Origin of the sequence: Acidisoma sp. L85 (genome assembly GCF_009765865.1) — a bacterium.
Lineage (GTDB): Bacteria > Pseudomonadota > Alphaproteobacteria > Acetobacterales > Acetobacteraceae > Acidisoma.
In genome coordinates this window covers 22,863-39,060 of record NZ_LMUQ01000075.1, presented here as the reverse complement: position 1 = coordinate 39,060, position 16,198 = coordinate 22,863, and the positions used below count along the sequence as shown (strand labels likewise).

Annotated in this window: 15 protein-coding genes and 1 pseudogene; 5 read left to right on the top strand and 11 right to left on the bottom strand. The window is 57.1% G+C overall.

Features of this window, described 5'->3' with window-relative positions; genetic code table 11:
• Nucleotides 1-448 (top strand): annotated as a pseudogene (locus tag GSQ83_RS25640) (error-prone DNA polymerase); the annotation flags it as partial.
• A 531-nt stretch (nt 449-979) separates the two neighbouring features.
• On the opposite strand, the gene GSQ83_RS25635 reads toward GSQ83_RS25640, so the two are convergent.
• Nucleotides 980-1,225 carry a hypothetical protein gene (locus GSQ83_RS25635; protein WP_158805723.1) on the bottom strand — a complete coding sequence of 82 codons (246 nt, stop codon included), beginning with the start codon at nt 1,223-1,225 and terminating at the stop codon, nt 980-982.
• 353 nt (nt 1,226-1,578) lie between these two features.
• Here GSQ83_RS25635 and GSQ83_RS25630 point away from each other — a divergent pair, with 353 nt between their 5' ends.
• Nucleotides 1,579-1,899 (top strand): hypothetical protein, encoded by a 321-nt coding sequence (locus GSQ83_RS25630; protein WP_158805722.1) that lies wholly within the window; start codon nt 1,579-1,581, stop codon nt 1,897-1,899.
• A gap of 830 nt (nt 1,900-2,729) precedes the next feature.
• Nucleotides 2,730-2,882 carry a hypothetical protein gene (locus GSQ83_RS25625; protein ID WP_158805721.1) on the top strand — a complete coding sequence of 51 codons (153 nt, stop codon included), beginning with the start codon at nt 2,730-2,732 and terminating at the stop codon, nt 2,880-2,882.
• 470 nt (nt 2,883-3,352) lie between these two features.
• On the opposite strand, the gene GSQ83_RS25620 is transcribed toward GSQ83_RS25625, so the two are convergent.
• From GSQ83_RS25620 to GSQ83_RS31520, 7 genes are all read right to left on the bottom strand, one after another.
• Complete coding sequence (locus GSQ83_RS25620; RefSeq protein ID WP_158805720.1) at nt 3,353-4,453, bottom strand: LLM class flavin-dependent oxidoreductase; 1,101 nt, start codon at nt 4,451-4,453, stop codon at nt 3,353-3,355.
• Between the two features lie 185 nt (nt 4,454-4,638).
• The gene (locus GSQ83_RS25615) at nt 4,639-5,706 is read right to left on the bottom strand and encodes an alcohol dehydrogenase catalytic domain-containing protein (protein ID WP_158805719.1); all 1,068 of its coding nucleotides are present in this window, start codon (nt 5,704-5,706) and stop codon (nt 4,639-4,641) included.
• 45 nt (nt 5,707-5,751) lie between these two features.
• Complete coding sequence (locus GSQ83_RS25610) at nt 5,752-6,930, bottom strand: Xaa-Pro peptidase family protein (protein ID WP_158805718.1); 1,179 nt, start codon at nt 6,928-6,930, stop codon at nt 5,752-5,754.
• 144 nt (nt 6,931-7,074) lie between these two features.
• Nucleotides 7,075-8,304 carry a Gfo/Idh/MocA family protein gene (locus tag GSQ83_RS25605; protein WP_216850578.1) on the bottom strand — a complete coding sequence of 410 codons (1,230 nt, stop codon included), beginning with the start codon at nt 8,302-8,304 and terminating at the stop codon, nt 7,075-7,077.
• Nucleotides 8,305-8,321: 17 nt separating this feature from the next.
• Nucleotides 8,322-9,443, bottom strand: coding sequence for a Gfo/Idh/MocA family protein (locus GSQ83_RS25600; protein ID WP_158805716.1), 1,122 nt, complete (start codon nt 9,441-9,443; stop codon nt 8,322-8,324).
• Nucleotides 9,444-9,711: 268 nt separating this feature from the next.
• Nucleotides 9,712-10,824 carry a Gfo/Idh/MocA family protein gene (locus tag GSQ83_RS25595; RefSeq protein WP_158805715.1) on the bottom strand — a complete coding sequence of 371 codons (1,113 nt, stop codon included), beginning with the start codon at nt 10,822-10,824 and terminating at the stop codon, nt 9,712-9,714.
• 435 nt (nt 10,825-11,259) lie between these two features.
• Nucleotides 11,260-11,559 (bottom strand): hypothetical protein, encoded by a 300-nt coding sequence (locus GSQ83_RS31520; protein ID WP_371418081.1) that lies wholly within the window; start codon nt 11,557-11,559, stop codon nt 11,260-11,262.
• Here GSQ83_RS31520 and GSQ83_RS30740 point away from each other — a divergent pair.
• Nucleotides 11,455-11,811: a hypothetical protein gene (locus GSQ83_RS30740; protein WP_254065908.1), complete on the top strand. Its 357-nt coding sequence runs from the start codon at nt 11,455-11,457 to the stop codon at nt 11,809-11,811. The two genes, GSQ83_RS31520 and GSQ83_RS30740, sit on opposite strands and share 105 nt — an antisense overlap.
• 61 nt (nt 11,812-11,872) lie before the next feature.
• On the opposite strand, the gene GSQ83_RS31515 is transcribed toward GSQ83_RS30740, so the two are convergent.
• Complete coding sequence (locus tag GSQ83_RS31515; protein WP_158805713.1) at nt 11,873-12,562, bottom strand: alcohol dehydrogenase catalytic domain-containing protein; 690 nt, start codon at nt 12,560-12,562, stop codon at nt 11,873-11,875.
• A gap of 847 nt (nt 12,563-13,409) precedes the next feature.
• On the opposite strand from GSQ83_RS31515, the gene GSQ83_RS25580 reads away from it, so the two are divergent.
• A complete protein-coding gene (locus GSQ83_RS25580) occupies nt 13,410-14,126 on the top strand; it encodes a GntR family transcriptional regulator (RefSeq protein WP_158805712.1) in 717 nt (238 codons plus the stop codon).
• A 204-nt stretch (nt 14,127-14,330) separates the two neighbouring features.
• Here GSQ83_RS25580 and GSQ83_RS25575 read toward each other — a convergent pair whose 3' ends face one another.
• Together GSQ83_RS25575 and GSQ83_RS25570 are read right to left on the bottom strand one after the other, a co-directional pair.
• Entirely contained in the window at nt 14,331-15,089 is a 759-nt protein-coding gene (locus GSQ83_RS25575) for an ATP-binding cassette domain-containing protein (protein WP_158805711.1), read from the bottom strand.
• Entirely contained in the window at nt 15,086-15,994 is a 909-nt protein-coding gene (locus tag GSQ83_RS25570) for an ABC transporter permease (protein ID WP_256367259.1), read from the bottom strand. Before GSQ83_RS25570 ends, GSQ83_RS25575 begins: the two co-directional genes overlap by 4 nt.
• Between the last annotated feature and the right edge of the window lie 204 nt (nt 15,995-16,198).

The following is a 16,198-nucleotide window of genomic DNA, read 5'->3' as shown; positions in this document are numbered from 1 at the left end:
ATCGAAACAGGGATATCACGACACCCGACACCTCAACTCGGCACGCGCGGGCAGTTCCATTCGCCTGCCCGGGATCGTGCTCATGCGGCAACGGCCGGGCACCGCGAAGGGCATCGTTTTCATCACGCTCGAGGATGAGTTCGGCGTCGCTAATCTGGTCGTCTATCCGAACATCGGTGGACGCGATCGAGCGGCGATGATCGGCGCACGTCTTATGGTGGCTGAAGGCCGGATTGAGCGTGAGACTGAACACGCCGAGGTGCCCATCACGCACTTGATTTGTCGCAAGCTCATCGACCGCGGCGATCTGCTGCAACAGTTGAGCATCTCCGCGAATGATCCGAGTTGGGCCGATGCCACGCTCGGACGCGCTGATGAGGTGCGACGCCCAGACCCGGGTTCGGCTCGAGCAAAAGCCGGGCTGCCGGCCAGCCGTGATTTTCGGTAGGGCCGTTGTGCCGGCGTCGAGCTTGTTGGTGACCAAACATCACTCTGTGCATCGGACCTTTCTCCTTAAACGACAGGTCGCCAGAGCGCCCAGTATCACGCGGTGCAGGTAAGCCACAGACCCGTCTCGCGCACGGCTTCGATCTCGGCACTCGGGAGCCTGGGCGTCATTGCATTGCGAGGAAGGAACCCGAGCATGCGGATCAGAGTCCTTTCAAGAACGGAGGTCGAATCAGGAGGCGCTGAAGGTGCAGACGCTGTCATTTCTATTCGAGGTTCGACGAACGCTACCACGTCAGACTTAGCAATCGCCCTCGCCCAGGCCACCCGAGGCGAGAGCGCCAGATTGCTGAGATTGAGCTTCGACGATATCGCCATTGCGAAGCTTGGCCATCGTATAGGGCCGACAATGCTGCAAGTTACAGAGGCCATCGAATTTGGACGTTGTGTTGCCGACGGCCGCCATTTCTTTGACGGTCCCCCCACCGGGTCACTCTTAATCGCCGTGCATTGCGAACATGGGAAAAGTCGTTCAGCGGCGATCGCCCTGGCACTGCTTGCCGATCACTTCGGGGACGGGCGCGAGCAAGATGCGGTAAACGCCCTTCTTCGAACCGACCTTGAGAACAGGATGCAGTCGAATCCGCTGGTCATCAGTCTCGCGGATGACTGCCTTTTCCGATATGGGCGCATCGATGCCGCCCTTGCAACGCTCTCCCCCCGATATTTGCACTGGCGAACGCTTTGGCGCGACATCAGAGCGGATCCTGACCGTCATCGAGAAAGTATGCTGCGCGCCCGGTCGAAATGCGGGTCGGGCAAGGCCGCAAGCGGCGCATCAACAACCGTCCTTGCTATTCCTGCCCCGATCGAGGACAGGCCAGGGTCATCGAACGCCCGACGCGCACCAGCGACGGACAAAAAACGGAGACAGCCATCTGATCACTGAGCCGCCTCCGGATACCAGATTTTTCTGCGAATCTTCTATTGGTTGCCCGCCGGGTTGGGCCACTTGTGCGTGGCTGCTGTCACGGCTCTAACAGTGCAGCAGACTCGCACACTCACACCTGGGCCAACCCCATGAGCTTACGCCTGCCGCCGCTGCAAGGCATGCCCAAACGGGGGTAGCGGATGCCATATATCGCGGGCCGCTACTCATTTCCTTATTCGACATCCGAGGAATACAATGCACCCCGCAGAAAGGCATTCGTCCGGCTTCAGGTCTATTTATGGAACGTTCTGGCATTCCGTCACGACCGGGAGCGTGAGCGCGAAGCTCATTGGCAGAAGAAGGCGAACGATTGCGCCTCCGAGCTCCGGCGCCTGCTTGACCCTAACGAAGCATCTGCTGCGATTGGGGATGCTCTGAGTCAAGCAAAAGCCCGGTTCGCCGATGAACTTGCCTCAGGGGTGGAGTGGCGCCGGGAACGCGGAATTGAACCCAAGGTGTAAGGCCGCACAGGTTGACGCCGAGTCCGCCTGAGGCCGCGTATCACGGATACACGAGGTAGCCGTCTTACTACTCTACGCTGATTTGTTCGGTAAACCTCGCATCGGGACCTTCCGATAGGCATCCGCGATATCGCCTGGAAGGCTCAGTTGCGTCTGAGCGCGAGGTATCATCGACTTGTTGCCTCTGGCAAGAAAAGTGTTGTTGTCACAACTACCACTGCCCGCGAGATGATCGGTTTTGTCTGGGCGATCACCCGTCAGGTCCCGCTGCAGCCAGCGTCTTCATTGGCGACAAGTCCAAGTGCAATTCGTCACGTGACGAATTAGGCGGAGGTGACCGAATGAACCCAGGACCAAAGCCGCCGCTGGGCACCAAGATGACCCAAGCGCACAGCAGGCCCGCTATCGGGCGTCTCCTTCCGAGGCGGCAGCAAAGCCTCGCTACGGCAAGCCCGTCGATCGTCAGAGCCGTCCACAGCGGTGGCGTGATGCCGTGGCAGAATTGCTGATATTAACAAACCGATTTTCAGCTTTGGCTGGACGCTCTGCCGGACCACGGAAAGTGCAGCGGCGGACGCTCTGTGCCTGATCTGCGATCTCGACCTTCAGACCGTAGAGCTACCGCGCGGCTTCGGCCGCGACTGAGAGCAGGAGGACCAAAGCAGCCCATATCTTTTCCTGATTACGCATGACCTCAGCTAGTTTGAGAAGGCGGTATGGCATGGGCGGCGTGCGCATCCCTGCCTAGACTAGGTGTCTGGTTGTGAGACCTCCTTTGTAGTTTCAGCAATGAAGCGAGCGTTGGTTACGGCGCATGGAGTAGCTCGCTGTTGAAACGCTCTTTTTGGTTTGCTGAGTTTTGGCTGCGTTTTGAGGCGTTCGGCAACGATCTGGTCTGCCGTTTTTCCATCGAGGGCGCGCTGGCGCCTGGTGTTGTAGGCGGCATAGAAGCCGAGAAGCAGCTGTTCGAGATCGCGATGTGAAGCCCAAGACTTCCTATCCGCTCACTCGTTCATCCATTCCCACTTTCGTTCTCGCCGTCATCTCATTGCCGCCAACGGCTATCGAAAAATCAGGGCGGAGGCGTTCAGGGCGTGGCGGCAGGAGACGTGAGTCAGAAAGGCCGCCTGATCTTGCTACCCCGATCGGATTTCGCGATCGTTCGCTCACAGCCAGTTAACGTGACAACGCCCGCCATAGGGCTCGCGACTTCTTCCGGTTATCGACCCGTTTTGGTAGAGCGCTTGGGCCCAAGGCCGGAGAGACAGCGCCGAGTGCCGGGCTCGCGCGGCTATCGAAGGGACTGGTTGGCAAGGTGGAAGGCAATCCTAATCTGTGCTCATCGGGGTCGACGGTGGCAGGGCACTCGATGCGGCCGATGGCTACTGTTCCGACGATCGCATCGACAATTCGCCCATCGCCGTCTATGACAATCGCCACATCAAGACACGAACTAATCAGCCGCCTTTGTCGCCATATGCTGGTTCAGGCGTGGCATCACCTGCTCAGAGATCAACCGCATTGACTCGCGGTGAAGCATCGCATTGTCCCAATCTTTGTGTGCGACGAGCAAAGTGCCGAACACACCGATTTCGTCGGCCAGAGCGATCAGCCTGTCCAACACTCGGCGAGGGCTCCCCGAGATTACAAGTTTCTCCAACATGTTTGGCACCGTCAGCTCGGCATCGGTCATGGCCTCGACCGATTTCAGGATCTTCGTCATGTTGAAGGTCGCCAGATTATCTCGGAGATACTTGTAATGCCAACCGGGACTACAAGTCTCGTTGGCGAGATAGGCCGCCGCGTCGGCGTCGGTCTGGGTGCAAAGGATGCTCCGCACGACGCGCCAATTGGCCCGCTCTGGACGTACGCCAGCCTCCGCAGCACCTTCGCTGTAGGCTTGCCAATGGGAACGCACCTGGTTACCCGGTGTGAAGTGCGCAGATACTAGGCCCCAACCACGCTTACCGGCCAGGCGTGCGGTACTAGAGTTCGGGCTCATCGCCGACACTGCGATGGGTGGAAAAGGCTTCTGGTAGGGTTTGCGCATTGGACCGATCCCGAGATGGGCGTGCACCTGTTTCTCAATTACAACGTTCCAATATTTGCCATGGATCTTGTAGGGAGGGTCAGATCGCCAAATAGCATGGATCATATCGATGCTCTCGACCATCATTTCCCCGCGATTATTTTCAGATGTTTCGAAGAGTTCGTGGTCTGAGCCGAGGCCCCCCGGCCCAACACCCATGATGTATCTACCTTCGACCAGGTGATCGAACTGCGCGACATTCCCTGCAACCTGCGCAGGATGGTGCTGCGGCAGATTAATTACGCCGCTGCCGAACTTAATGCGGCTTGTACTAGCCGCCACCATAGCCATAAACTGGAGTGGATCGGCTATCGGCTCAGTGCTACAGGAGTAATGCTCGCCGACCCATGCCTCGTCGTATCCGAGATGGTCGGCAAGGACAATTGCGTCACGATCTTCCTTCAAGATTTCGGTGAAATCTCTTTCGGGGCTGTGGAGGGGCATCATGAAAAGGCCAAGTTTCATCTCGTATTCTCCTCGTTGAGTAGTCGGCATCGCTCGCAACAATGGTCATTTTTCAGACAAGGATCCAATACGATTCCGTCCAGCGCACCCCGTGTCGCGCTCTTCACCGTTATCGGCCAAAATGCGGCATAGATGACGATACCGGAGCCACGAGTGGCACAGTATGACGCGGCGCCGCTACACAGCTAACCCATTCTCACTAAGACCTTCATCTCATTGTTGTCTGGATCGAGCAGTCTCTTGAAGCCGTGCTCTACGATCAAATCAGCCGGAATCTGACTCGTTACGATTTTCTGCACCGGGAAGATGCCGCGCTCAATCATGCCAATAATTCGGGGCCAGATTGTAATCGGGTACCCCCACGTGGCCTCGATTGTAAGATCTTTCTGAGCCCATAAAGCTGGGTCGACGAGCGCCTTCCTCACATGAAGACCCACTTGCGTGACCGTTCCATGGTTACGCACGACACCGCAGCAGGCATTTAGGCCGGCCTCAGTGCCCGAGCACTCGACGGCAGAATCTACGCCAACTCCCTCCTCGGTTTTCTCACGTAGAAGTTCAAAAATGTCTTCGCTTTTAGGGTCAATAACCATCGTCGTGACCCCGAGCGCCTCAATTTGCTTACGTCGCTGTGCGTTGGGCTCACTTACGAAGATCGTCGATGCACCAAGCGCTGCAGACGCCAGTGCCGACAGTGCGCCAATCGGTCCGCCACCAGCAATAAAAACAGAGCTGCCGCCATGTACTTTCGCGCGCTCGACGGCATTCAATGCTACCGCGGCCGGCTCGACAAGTGCCCCTTGTTGATCGTCTACTGAGTCAGGCAATTTATTGACATTGTAATCGTTCACGATCGCATATTCGCCCAAGCCACCCCATGGGTAATTTAGACCAGCGGTGGCCATCCTTGGGCTTAAATGGTTGAGACCGCGTCGGCTGTAGTAGTCATCCATCGGCATAATCAAGGGCTGGATTGAGACGCGGTCGCCCTGGCGTACGCGGGTTACATCCTGCCCGACCTCCGTCACCGTCGCTGAGAACTCGTGGCCAAGAATTTGAGGCAAGACTGCGCCGGTAAAGGCATGCTTGTGAAGTGGAGTATGTATTGGGCCAGCCGCGTACTCGTGAAGGTCAGTGCCACAAATTCCACAAACCAATGGTTTGACAACTACCTGCTTACTCCCTGGCGCTCCCGGGGGAGATGTATCCTCTACACGAACGTCCTCTTTCCCGTAAAATCGAACTGCCTTCATTTCCACATTCCTTAATCAAACCTAGGTCGACGAATTTGCAGGCCATCATGTTCGCGCATTGTTCCATCCACGACCATAGTCGCCAAAGGCCTCCCATCCTTCCGGCGTCACCGCCACCGTGTCCTCAAGCTTGATGAAGCCACGGCGAGGGTGCGACAGCGTCGTCTCAATGGAGATCACCATCCCGGCGTCCAGCGACTTGTCAGCGTGGTGAGCCGGGTACGGCACTGGGCTCCGGTCGCTCAGCCATGGTGCCTCGTGCCCGACGATCCCCATGCCATGCGCGACGAAATCAAGCTGCTCGCGGTGCGGCGAACGGGCTAGAATTGCCTCCGGCCCGGCATATATGTCCCCGCCGCGCGCGCCGGGGCGAATGGGTTTGCGAGCGGCTTGCTGGATCTCATCGACAAGACCGAGCAAGTCGACAAGCTCGTCATCCGGATCGCCGGGAAAACCCATGCGGCATAGATCGCCGATATAACCCCTGTCATTACCTCCGGAATCAAGCGCTAGCACCTCCCCGTCCCGCCAAATCTGCGCCGACGGAGCACGGTTGAACGAATTGCCAATGTTCACAAGACCGTACTCGAAGTGCAGCCCGCGAGCAGTCTCCTCACTTTTCAGTGTCGCGATGATCTCGTGCTTCGTCGAGCCAACGCCGTGCTTGGTGAAAGTAGCTATCATCGCGTCGACAACCTTCTCAGAAGCGTCGCGCAAGATCGCAAGCTCCCCAGGGGTCTTGACGGCGCGCAGCATTTCCAGGGTCAGATTCGCGTTGACGATCTGGGCTTCGGGCAGGCCATCCTTTAGGATGGCGAAGGCACTATGGGGTAGGAAGTCCATTTCGACACCTAGACGCCGGACTGGTCGACCTAGGCGCTGAAGATGGCGAACGGCGGTCGAGGCATAGTGCTCGACGGTCATGTTCGAAAAATGGAGTTCGGACATCCAGAACTTGCCGAGCTCCTCCTCGTATTTCTCCATCGGGCTGCCGACGTAGGAGGTGTCTTGCGGCCGACCTTTCGCGTAGATTAAAATCGGTAAATAACGGCTCAGCCCGTGCGCATCGGCGAAGCTATAGAAGAAGAAGCGGTAGCCACCGAGCATGTACTGGATGTTGTGCTTTGAGGTGATCAGCACCGCATCCAGATTGTCTTCCTCCATTAAGACGTCGAGACGCTTGGTGTCGAACGGGACTCCATTCGGTGTAGCGGTCTCCGACATTGTAGCTTCCTCGATGTTGTTGTGTCGCTGCGAGCGATGCCTGCTAAATCCGTCGCAGTGAAATCTGACCGGATGTGCCGAGAAGAAGACGTTGTAACGATATAGACACTCATTCCTCTTGCCATAAGCTCAAGCGACCCGACACTAGAGCGTAACCCATGACGAGCCGGCGGACTGCGACCGCGCCGCGCCTTCGATCATCTGCATACCGAGAACACCGTCGTCGATTCCTGGAAGATTCTTGAGCCACGGCTCGGGAGATCGTCCCGCTTTCACGGCGCCGATCGCAAACGCAGTCTCAGTGTAAAGGTTTGCAAAAGCCATGATGTAGCCCTCGGGATGACCGGGTCGAAAGCGGGCCGAGCGACTCACGAATTCTGACGTGCCTTCCTGCCCTGCGCGGTAAAGGACCTCAGGCTCGCGAAGTGGACGGAAGCGGAGGTACTCTGCATCCTCCTCTCGCCATTCCACAGAAGCCTTGTCACCAAAGATACGAAAGGACAGTCCGTGCTGGTTGCCGGTCGCAACATAACTCGACCATATGCGGCCGACCGCTCCATCGGGGTATTCCAAATCGACATAGGCATTGTCGAAGACCTCCCGCCGATCGACGAAAGTTTGCATGCGGGCTGATAGGCGGCTTGGGGTTCGACCCGTGACGTACCGGATCAAATGATAAGCGTGAGTGCCAACTTCTCCCAAGATGCCTTCTCGACCTGCTATTTCTGGCCGGAAGCGCCAATGCCGCTGTGAGAGGTCGTCGGGTTCGAGCGCGACGCCAGCCCCCCCACTTGCAAACTCTGAATCGATCATCCTCAAGCGACCCAGCGCCCCCGAGGCGACGAGGTCACGGGCGAGTCGCGGCATCGGGAACCCCGAATAGCAATGGGTAAGTACGAAGATCCGGCCGGTGTCTTCGAGAGTCTTCTTGAGTTGGAGCGCCTGTTCCATAGTACGGGTCAGGGGCTTTTCACAAATGACGTGTATCCCGCATTTGAGGAACGTGATCGCGACATCGCTGTGGACATGTGGCGGCGTCGCTATCACGACCGCGTCGATCGGGTCGGGTCTCGCTGCCTCCAGCTCCGCCATTTCATGATAATCGAGATAGTTGCGGTCATCGGCCACAAGCAATGTCTTCCCGGTAGCAGTCGACACTTCGGCGTTTACCGAGAATGCACCTGCTACAAGATCGAACAGCCCGTCAGCCTGGAACGCGATCCTGTGCGTCTCCCCGATGATCGAATCAAAACCGCCGCCCACCATGCCGAGCCTGATCCGTCGTCCGAAGAGTCGAAGGAATTGCGCATTTTCATTGGCCATTGTTTCTCTCAAACGTTTGGTTATAATTCGATGCGCTGTCGAGCGCCGCACCGCGCAATGCGCATCCTTCAGTTCCTAAAGCGGACATTCTCGACCTGCCGGCTCGCCGCCGATCGGAGGATAGCGTCCACCGTCTCTGCGACGCGGTAGCCGTCCCGGAAGGTGGCAGCATCGGGATCGAGCGACGTGCCATGCTCGATCGCCGACAGCATATGGTATGCCTGGAAGGTGAAAGCATCGTGCCATCCGATAGGATGGGCACCCTGGATCCCGACCGGCAGAGAAAACTGCCCATAGGGATGCGTATTGGCCGTCACCATGATCGTCCGAGGACCCTTGTTCGGCTCGGTGAACACCAGTTCGTTCATCCGCTCCATGGAGAAAGCAAGGGTGCCCTTGGTGCCGTCTATCTCGATGCGGCCGGTTAAGGCATGACCCGCCAAAACACGCGACGCCTCAAAGGTCGCGGTCGCGCCCTGATCCAGCACGGCAATAGCGCTGAATGAGTCGTCGTTGACTGCGGCATCGTCGCCCGACGGGTTCTTCAGACGGGTCATCGTCCGACCCGATACCTCCACAACCTCGCCGACGATGAAGCGCGCCACATCGATATGGTGCGAACCGAGGTCGCCCGTCGCGCCGCCGCCCGCCTGATTCCGGATGAAGCGCCAGGTCAGCCTGCCGTCCGGCTCGCGCATGTCGAGCAACATCTGGCTCCGATAGGCCCAGATCTCACCGAGTTCGCCGGCCTTGACCATGTCACGCGCAAGCCGGAGGGCCGGGATGAACCTGTGCACGAAAGCGCACATGTGCTTAACATCCGCCTGCTCGACCGCCTTCCAGAGCCTGTGCGCCTCGTCGGCCGTGGAGGCAAGCGGCTTCTCACTAAAGATGGCGGCGCCCGCTTGCGCCGCAACGATTGAGGGGTTGACATGGACGAAGTTCGGTCCCGCGTTTACGAAAAGTTGGTGGTTTCTTTCAGCGAGGGCGCCTTCCCAGTCGTCGAATACGGTCCGCGTCCAGCCATAGCGTTTCGCGACGTTCTCGGCCAAGGCGTGGTTTGCACTCGTCTCGATCAACGTCGTTAGCTCCGGATTGACCGGAAGGTCGCGCGTCATCCGAGCTGACATAAACGAGAGGGCATGCATCTGGCCGATGAAGCCCGCACCGAGCATGGCGATCTTGGTCATTCTTGGTGCTCCTTGTGCAGGCACTGCCTGTGGTTCACGACTTCAATCCGACGGGGTTCAATTTGACGATCGGCGGCATGGATTAAACGTGTCTGCCCTATGACGGAGTTCGCGCGGAGGCCGAGCATTCCTAATCGAATGCGCCTTCCGAAGCGTTCAAGAAGTGATTGAACCACATCTGCGGTCCTAGGTGATTTGGGAACACGCGCCCAGCACGGCAATCGATCACGAACGAGCCGAGACTACGAAACATTTCATTCTGGCCCCTTTACGCCCGAAATTTAATCTCTTCATTTTGTCCACTCTCACTGGAACGGATAATTGCATCAACGATTTCCGCGACTCTGTACCCGTCTTCGAAAGTCGCTCCCAAAGGGGCGGACCGCGCGCCACTCACCGCTGCAAGCATATGGTAGGCCTGGTGGGAGAAGCAGTCGCGCCAGCCAATCGCGAAGGAGCCTTGAATTCCGACGGGTAGCCAGAAGTCGCTGTACGGGTGATTCGGCGATACGACCATAATGCGGCGGGGGCCCTTTCCGGGCTCCGAGAAATACAGTTCACTTAGCCGCTCCATTTCCCAGCGAAGCGTGCCGCGTGTGCCGTCAACCTCAATTCGACCCGTGAGTTGATGACCTTCGGCTACCCGCGAAGCCTCAAAACTCGCCGTCGCGCCGTTATCGAGCTCCGCGCCTGCGAGAAACCAGTCATCATTAACGTCATGGAGTTGGCTGTTCTTGTCCTTACTCCAGGTCCTGGTCATTGCCTTCACCCGACGCACCTCACCAACCAGGAAGCGGGCTTGATCGATGTGATGCGAGCCAAGGTCACCGGTGGCTCCTCCGCCCGCACGATCTGTGCTGTAGCGCCACGATAGGCTTTCGTCTGGATGTTGCATATCCATAAGGAAGTTACTGCGGAAATGACGGATCGTCCCGACCTCACCGGACGCGATCATCTCGCGCATTAGCTGCAGCGCGGGGACAAAGCGATGGACGAAGGCACACATGTGCACAACCTCTGCCTGCTCTGCTGCGGCCCAGATCTGGTGTGCCTCGTCGGCGTTACGCCCTAGCGGTTTTTCCGAGAATAGGTGCTTACCTCGTTTAGCCGCAGCAATCGTGGGTGCGGCGTGAACGTCGTTAGGACCCGCGTTTATGAACAACTGCGCGTCCGGATGTTCGATCGCCACGTTCCAATCTGCGGTGACCTCTTCCCAGTCGTACCGACGTCGCAGCTTTTCGGCGAGGGCCACGTCGGTATCTGCCAGTGTGATTAGTCGCGCCTTTCTGTGAGGCTCTATCTTAGCACGATGCACTGTACTATAGCTGAGCGAATGCATCTCGCCCATAAATCCGGCTCCGAGCATGCTTATCCCGATCATCTTCGTCCCTCTCAATTGTTTAAAGGTTAGAAAGGCCCAGTTTGAGAGAATTCCTATTTGTATTAGCCATATCAATCATCGGATAAGGTATCAGAGGTAGCGGCAAACAGAGGCGAAACGGGATATTGGCTTCCAGCGGAAGGGTCGTCTAAGACTTAGCCAGCGGGCCTCACTCAAGTTCGAGTATTTAGTGCAAACCCAAGCTGGAGACTCGTCTTTTTGAACCGGATGGCAGTAAGTTTGGACATTGTGTCTGGTTAGGCGATAGTGATATCGGGCTCCTATCTTGCCAACCAGTGTGTAGCGGCCCTTGCAGTCAGCCCGACACGCGTTGGGGAGCGCCGTTGGTCGCAGCCGCCAAACGCCGGCCGTGACGCTCCAGCACCCGCTTCGTCTAATATCGATGTTGAGAAGTGGATCCATGCGCTGACGTTGCTAAGGGCGTTCCTCCCTTTTTTTAATGCGGTAGCCAGTCGTCTGTCGACAAGTACAGTTATCTAGTTTGGTCCATATGTCAACTCTCGGACTGGAAGCGGAGAGACAAATTGCATCGAGCGCCCCGTCCAAAGAACGGACGTCCGTCGTGAACTTGTCAACTGCCACCCCTCCGCTTGCGATCAGGCGGATCGCTTGCTCGAACTCCTCCGCATAGATAAAGGATCCACGAATATCGATCTCTTTGAAAATAAGATCCGTGGCCGTGAACTTGTTCTGTGTCTGCGCGAGGCCGACGATTGTCAGGTGTCCTTGTGGCCGAAGAAGAGTTTTACTGCGGCGTCTACGATCGCCGGCGAACCGACGCAATCGAAAGCGAAACCAGGTGCATCCGACGCTACCGAAAACACCTCAGAGAGACCACTATCATCCGGAGGGAAGGTGCGATTAGCGCCAGCCATCATGTCGGCCTGTGCCGCAGTCGCTTGTCGTCACTGGAAGCGCCCCATTGTCGAGCGTAAAATTGATTGGATCAGCCGTCGGGCCCGCTAGCGAGGCTTCAAACGCCTGATCTGGTACGCCGCCGCTTTCATTCGCCTCGAGATGATCTTCATTACACTCGGGAGGGAAGGAGGACCTTCCACGAAGATTCAGACTCGGGTGAACGAGGCCTAAGGAGAATCTTGACCGCTCGAGCTGCGTTGGAAAGATCTACGAAAGCATTGCGGTCGCCCTTCGAAGCGCGCTCGGTTCCACAACCGTAATTGAACCCGCCCCAGCTTTGCGCAAGACGGCGATAACCAGCAAGCCAATTGGTCCTGCGCCGTATACGATGCCGTCTCACGGCTGTCATCGCGACAGCCGTAGGCTCGACCCAGCTACCCTGCGCCCCGCTCATCCCCTCGGGCAGCTGGTGAAGGGTCCGGGCATCGACTGCGGCGAACTCGGCCATTCGGCCGGGCTCAGCCGCACCTATCGAATTAGTGAGGATTTGAGGGCAAAGATTGAATTGCCCTTTGCGGCAGTTTGAGCAGAGCCCACAGTACGCGCCATTTGGATTGATGCACACATAGTCGCCAACCTTCCACCCGACGACATCGTGCGCAGCTTCGACGATCCTACCCGAGAACTCGTGTCCCATAACAACGCCCGTGCGGTAGATGCTGGAAGTGGCAGCATGAAGGTCGCTGCCGCAGATCCCGCAATGATCCACCTCGAGCACGACCTGACCAGCCGTCGGAGAGGGATGGAATATGTCGCGCAATTCAGGCCTTCTATCGTTCGAAAGAACGATCGCCTTCATATCGAACACTCCCATCTTTAGTGACCGCAATCTGGTCTGCTGACATAGTGGTCGCTACGACTGGTCAGAGAAATGGGCGGAATTCTTTTTGCATTGCTTTCCCCTCGCTTACCGCAGGGCGAACCTTGCGATGAGCCGCTCTCGAAACTCGCGCTTTGTTCAACGTATCTGCAAGCTATAACCGACGCAAGACCATTCGACGCCGCCTTGTGCGAGCAAGCCTTCAAACTTGCTGATTCGTATCGAAACCGACGGAAACTCGCCCCCTCAGCAGAGCCCAGGGCCCACCATGTCCTTCGTGCGTCTGCCTTACGGCTCGAGCTAAGATAGCGCTGTCTGTTGCTTGCAGGTCACTAGACTAGACCAAGGATGTATGTCGCCATCTGAGGCCAGTGGCTCACAGAGTCTGTTGACCTAGTGCCGCTTTCGATTGCAACAGGTCGACGAGCATGGGCGCGCGCATGGAGCGTCCTCAGTCGACAGGATGCACATCGTCGGGCATAATTCTCGAACGTTCTGGCGAATCTGGTCGGAGGAGCAATGGGAGCGTTTTAGAGAACCTCTTTGATCGACTCTATTTTTTGGCCCTCGTAAACGGCGCTGAGGGGACCCCTTTCGCCGATGTTTCCGGCGCGTAGTGTTTGCCCTGCGTGCACGCCCACCCAGGACTCAAGATACACCGCGTCAAAAGGAGTTCAATGATAGCCTTGCCTTTGCCGAGATCAAATACCCGGACTACCGGACGCCAGTCAGACCGGAAGAATCACTCAGCTCCAAAGCCTAAAGTCGGGATCATAGGCCAAGAGTGGCTGAGCCTATGCCGACCGCGCACATGAAGGGGTCAAGTATGCTGAAGCCTAGGGAGCCGGCGTGGACGAAAATTACGCGCAATGTGACCGTTTCCACACAGACCTATGTGCGCATTAAGCAGATGATCATCTCGTGCGAGTTGCCACCAGGTGCGGGGGTCAATGAAATCGACATCTCACGAAGGCTAGGCATAAGTCGATCGCCCTTAAGAGAAGCATTTCGACGCCTCGAGGAAGAGGCCTTCATGGAGGCGTCTGGAGGCCGCGCGCTACGCGTCTCCAATATTACGCCGCGGGGTGTATCGGAGCTATACGAGGTTCGATGTGCGCTCGAAGCTTTCGCAGCGGGTCGGGCGGAGGAAATCAATCCTCGACTTGTGCGAATGGCAGAAGCCAAATTGAAGATTATCGCAAAAGACCTTACGCGAGGGAAGATTCAGTCGTTTAACGACGCAGATTTCGAGTTCCACGACCTCTATGTTCAACGCTATGGAAACGAGACTCTTGCAGCGCATCTAGTCGGATTGCGTGATCATCTTCTTAGAATTTGGCACTTCGCTGGGTCGCATCTCGATCATACAAAGCTCTCCTACGAAGAACATCTCGACATTTTGGCGGCGATCCGCTCAGGCAAAGCAAACCGTTTGCAGGCAGAGGTCACACGGCATATTCTCGCGGTCGGGAAGCGTGTCACGGGCTTTGTAGAGGAGGTTGCAAGCAAGTCCTCAGACAGGTTGGGTGAGAAGCTATTTTGAAACTCGAAGAAGATGTCCTTCAGCCGCTTCGTGTAGGTGGTCTCGTGGGCAATAATCCCGCCGGGAACCAGTGCCCGTAATCGCGGTCGGCTTTAGCTGCCAACTAGTCGAAGACCTACCACAGTAACGTCTGGCTCGTTCATGCTTTCGGGGTCTCGCGTTTGGCGGTTAGGAACCTTCCATTAGAAAAATCACTTTGGCCGCTCAGAGGCGGGTCGCTAGCACAGCCGCGATCAGCGACTCCGAGGTGTGGCCCTCGATGCGGCCCTCCTCCGCTATTTCGCCACCCCGCACGATGTAGAACCGCTCGCACAGATCGATCACGTGGCCGTAGTTGTGAAGAATGACGATTACTGACACCCCCTCGGCGCGAAGGTTCCTCACAACGTCAATCACGATCCCCGCTTCACGCACTCCGACGGCGGCAAGCGGCTCGTCCAACAGCAATACCCGTGCGTTGGTCTGGACAACCCGTGCAATCGCGACGGCGGCACGCTGGCCTCCTGACAATGTGCCCACAGGCTGATCTAGACTCGGGAGATTGACGCCGACTCGCTTGATAAGGATTTCAGCCTCACGGCGCATGGCTCGCCGTCGAAGTACCTTAATGGGACCGCTGGTCGTGGACTCCCTGTTCAGGAATATGTTCTGGACGATCGACAGTTGGTCGACAAGTGCGAGGTCCTGGTAAATAATGTCAATGCCGAGCGACCGCGCATGCTGAACATCTCGGAAGCGGACGACCTCACCATCCAACCGTACGGTCCCTTCGTCAGGTTGCATGTAACCAGTGAGGATCTTCAACAGCGTTGATTTGCCGGCGCCGTTGTCGCCCAAAAGCCCGAGTACTTCACCCGCGCGAAGCTCCATCGACAGCCCGTTAAGCGCGACGACCGAGCCAAATTGCTTGACGATCCCCTCTGCCCTGAGGAGGGGGGTTGCGTCAGGCACCAAATCGTTCACGCTCGCTTCCTTCCGAGCAACTGCCTGCTCAAGGTCACGTTCAGGATCATCACTGAGAGAATGGCGATGCCGAGGATGAGGGAGAACGCGTTCGCGTTCACCCCTTGTAAACTTAGGCCATCCTGGAGCAAGGCCAGCACAGCAGCGCCTATGAATGCGCCTATGACCGTGCCGAATCCGCCAGCGAGGGCGGTTCCCCCTATGACCACTGCAGAAATCGCAGAGAACATTATTGCGGAGCCACCAGCAAGGGGATCCGTAATGTTCACCGTGACGGAATCGAGGATGCCAGCAAAGCCTGCAACTGCTGCCGGGAATATAAAGTTCCCAATTTTTATTCTCTCGACCTTGATCCCAGCCTCTTTCGAGGTCTCGTAGTTGCCGCCAATTGCCACGCAATATAAGCCCCACCTCATATGCTTCAGTATAAAGTGAAATATTGCCAGGGCCGCCACTGCCCAGAGGATGAGCGACCAGTTCTGGCCGAACACCATGGCGTAAAGACCAGTACCCGGAGTGGGTACCGGCTCGGCGTTCGATATGATCAGAGTCAATCCGTTGATACCGAAGAAGGTGCCGAGGGTGGTCACGAATGACGGGACGCCGATATAGACCGTCACGACGCCATTAATGACGCCCACCAGGCTCACTATAACAACAGCGAGAATATCGGCGAGCACAAGCGGTATACCCGCCTGTTGCCCAAAATGTACGAGGAAGGGCGCCAGTGCAAATGTCTGCCCAACTGACAGATCAATCTCACCACCTGCTATGAGCAAGACCATTGGGCAAGCCAGCATAGCGATGGGCGCCATGATCTGAGACAAGTTCAGTAGGTTGGCACCGGACAGGAGCTTTCCCGTCATGATCTGAAAGTAAGTACCGAGGCAAAGAGCGACGACCAAAAGACTGACTTCTCGATACCGAAACAGAAACTCCCCGAAGCTTTTGGCGTGAGGGCTCTTGATAAGCCGTGCTCCTAGCGTTGGCGGAGATGCCAACACAGAGGCCCGAGGGTCTTTGGCCACGGATCCTGTTATCCTTGGGCGAGGGCTAAGGGGTGCTCGAATGGTAGTTGACGCACTTCGCCCACTCCAGTGTTTTGGGTG

Coding starts and splice junctions, on each gene's coding strand:
- GSQ83_RS25635 (WP_158805723.1), bottom strand. CDS start 1,225: ATGACGGTCAGGATCCGCTCTGATGTCGCGCCAAAGCGTTCGCCAGTG.
- GSQ83_RS25630 (WP_158805722.1), top strand. CDS start 1,579: ATGCCATATATCGCGGGCCGCTACTCATTTCCTTATTCGACATCCGAG.
- GSQ83_RS25620 (WP_158805720.1), bottom strand. CDS start 4,453: ATGAAACTTGGCCTTTTCATGATGCCCCTCCACAGCCCCGAAAGAGAT.
- GSQ83_RS25615 (WP_158805719.1), bottom strand. CDS start 5,706: ATGAAGGCAGTTCGATTTTACGGGAAAGAGGACGTTCGTGTAGAGGAT.
- GSQ83_RS25610 (WP_158805718.1), bottom strand. CDS start 6,930: ATGTCGGAGACCGCTACACCGAATGGAGTCCCGTTCGACACCAAGCGT.
- GSQ83_RS25600 (WP_158805716.1), bottom strand. CDS start 9,443: ATGACCAAGATCGCCATGCTCGGTGCGGGCTTCATCGGCCAGATGCAT.
- GSQ83_RS25595 (WP_158805715.1), bottom strand. CDS start 10,824: ATGATCGGGATAAGCATGCTCGGAGCCGGATTTATGGGCGAGATGCAT.
- GSQ83_RS31515 (WP_158805713.1), bottom strand. CDS start 12,562: ATGAAGGCGATCGTTCTTTCGAACGATAGAAGGCCTGAATTGCGCGAC.
- GSQ83_RS25580 (WP_158805712.1), top strand. CDS start 13,410: ATGCTGAAGCCTAGGGAGCCGGCGTGGACGAAAATTACGCGCAATGTG.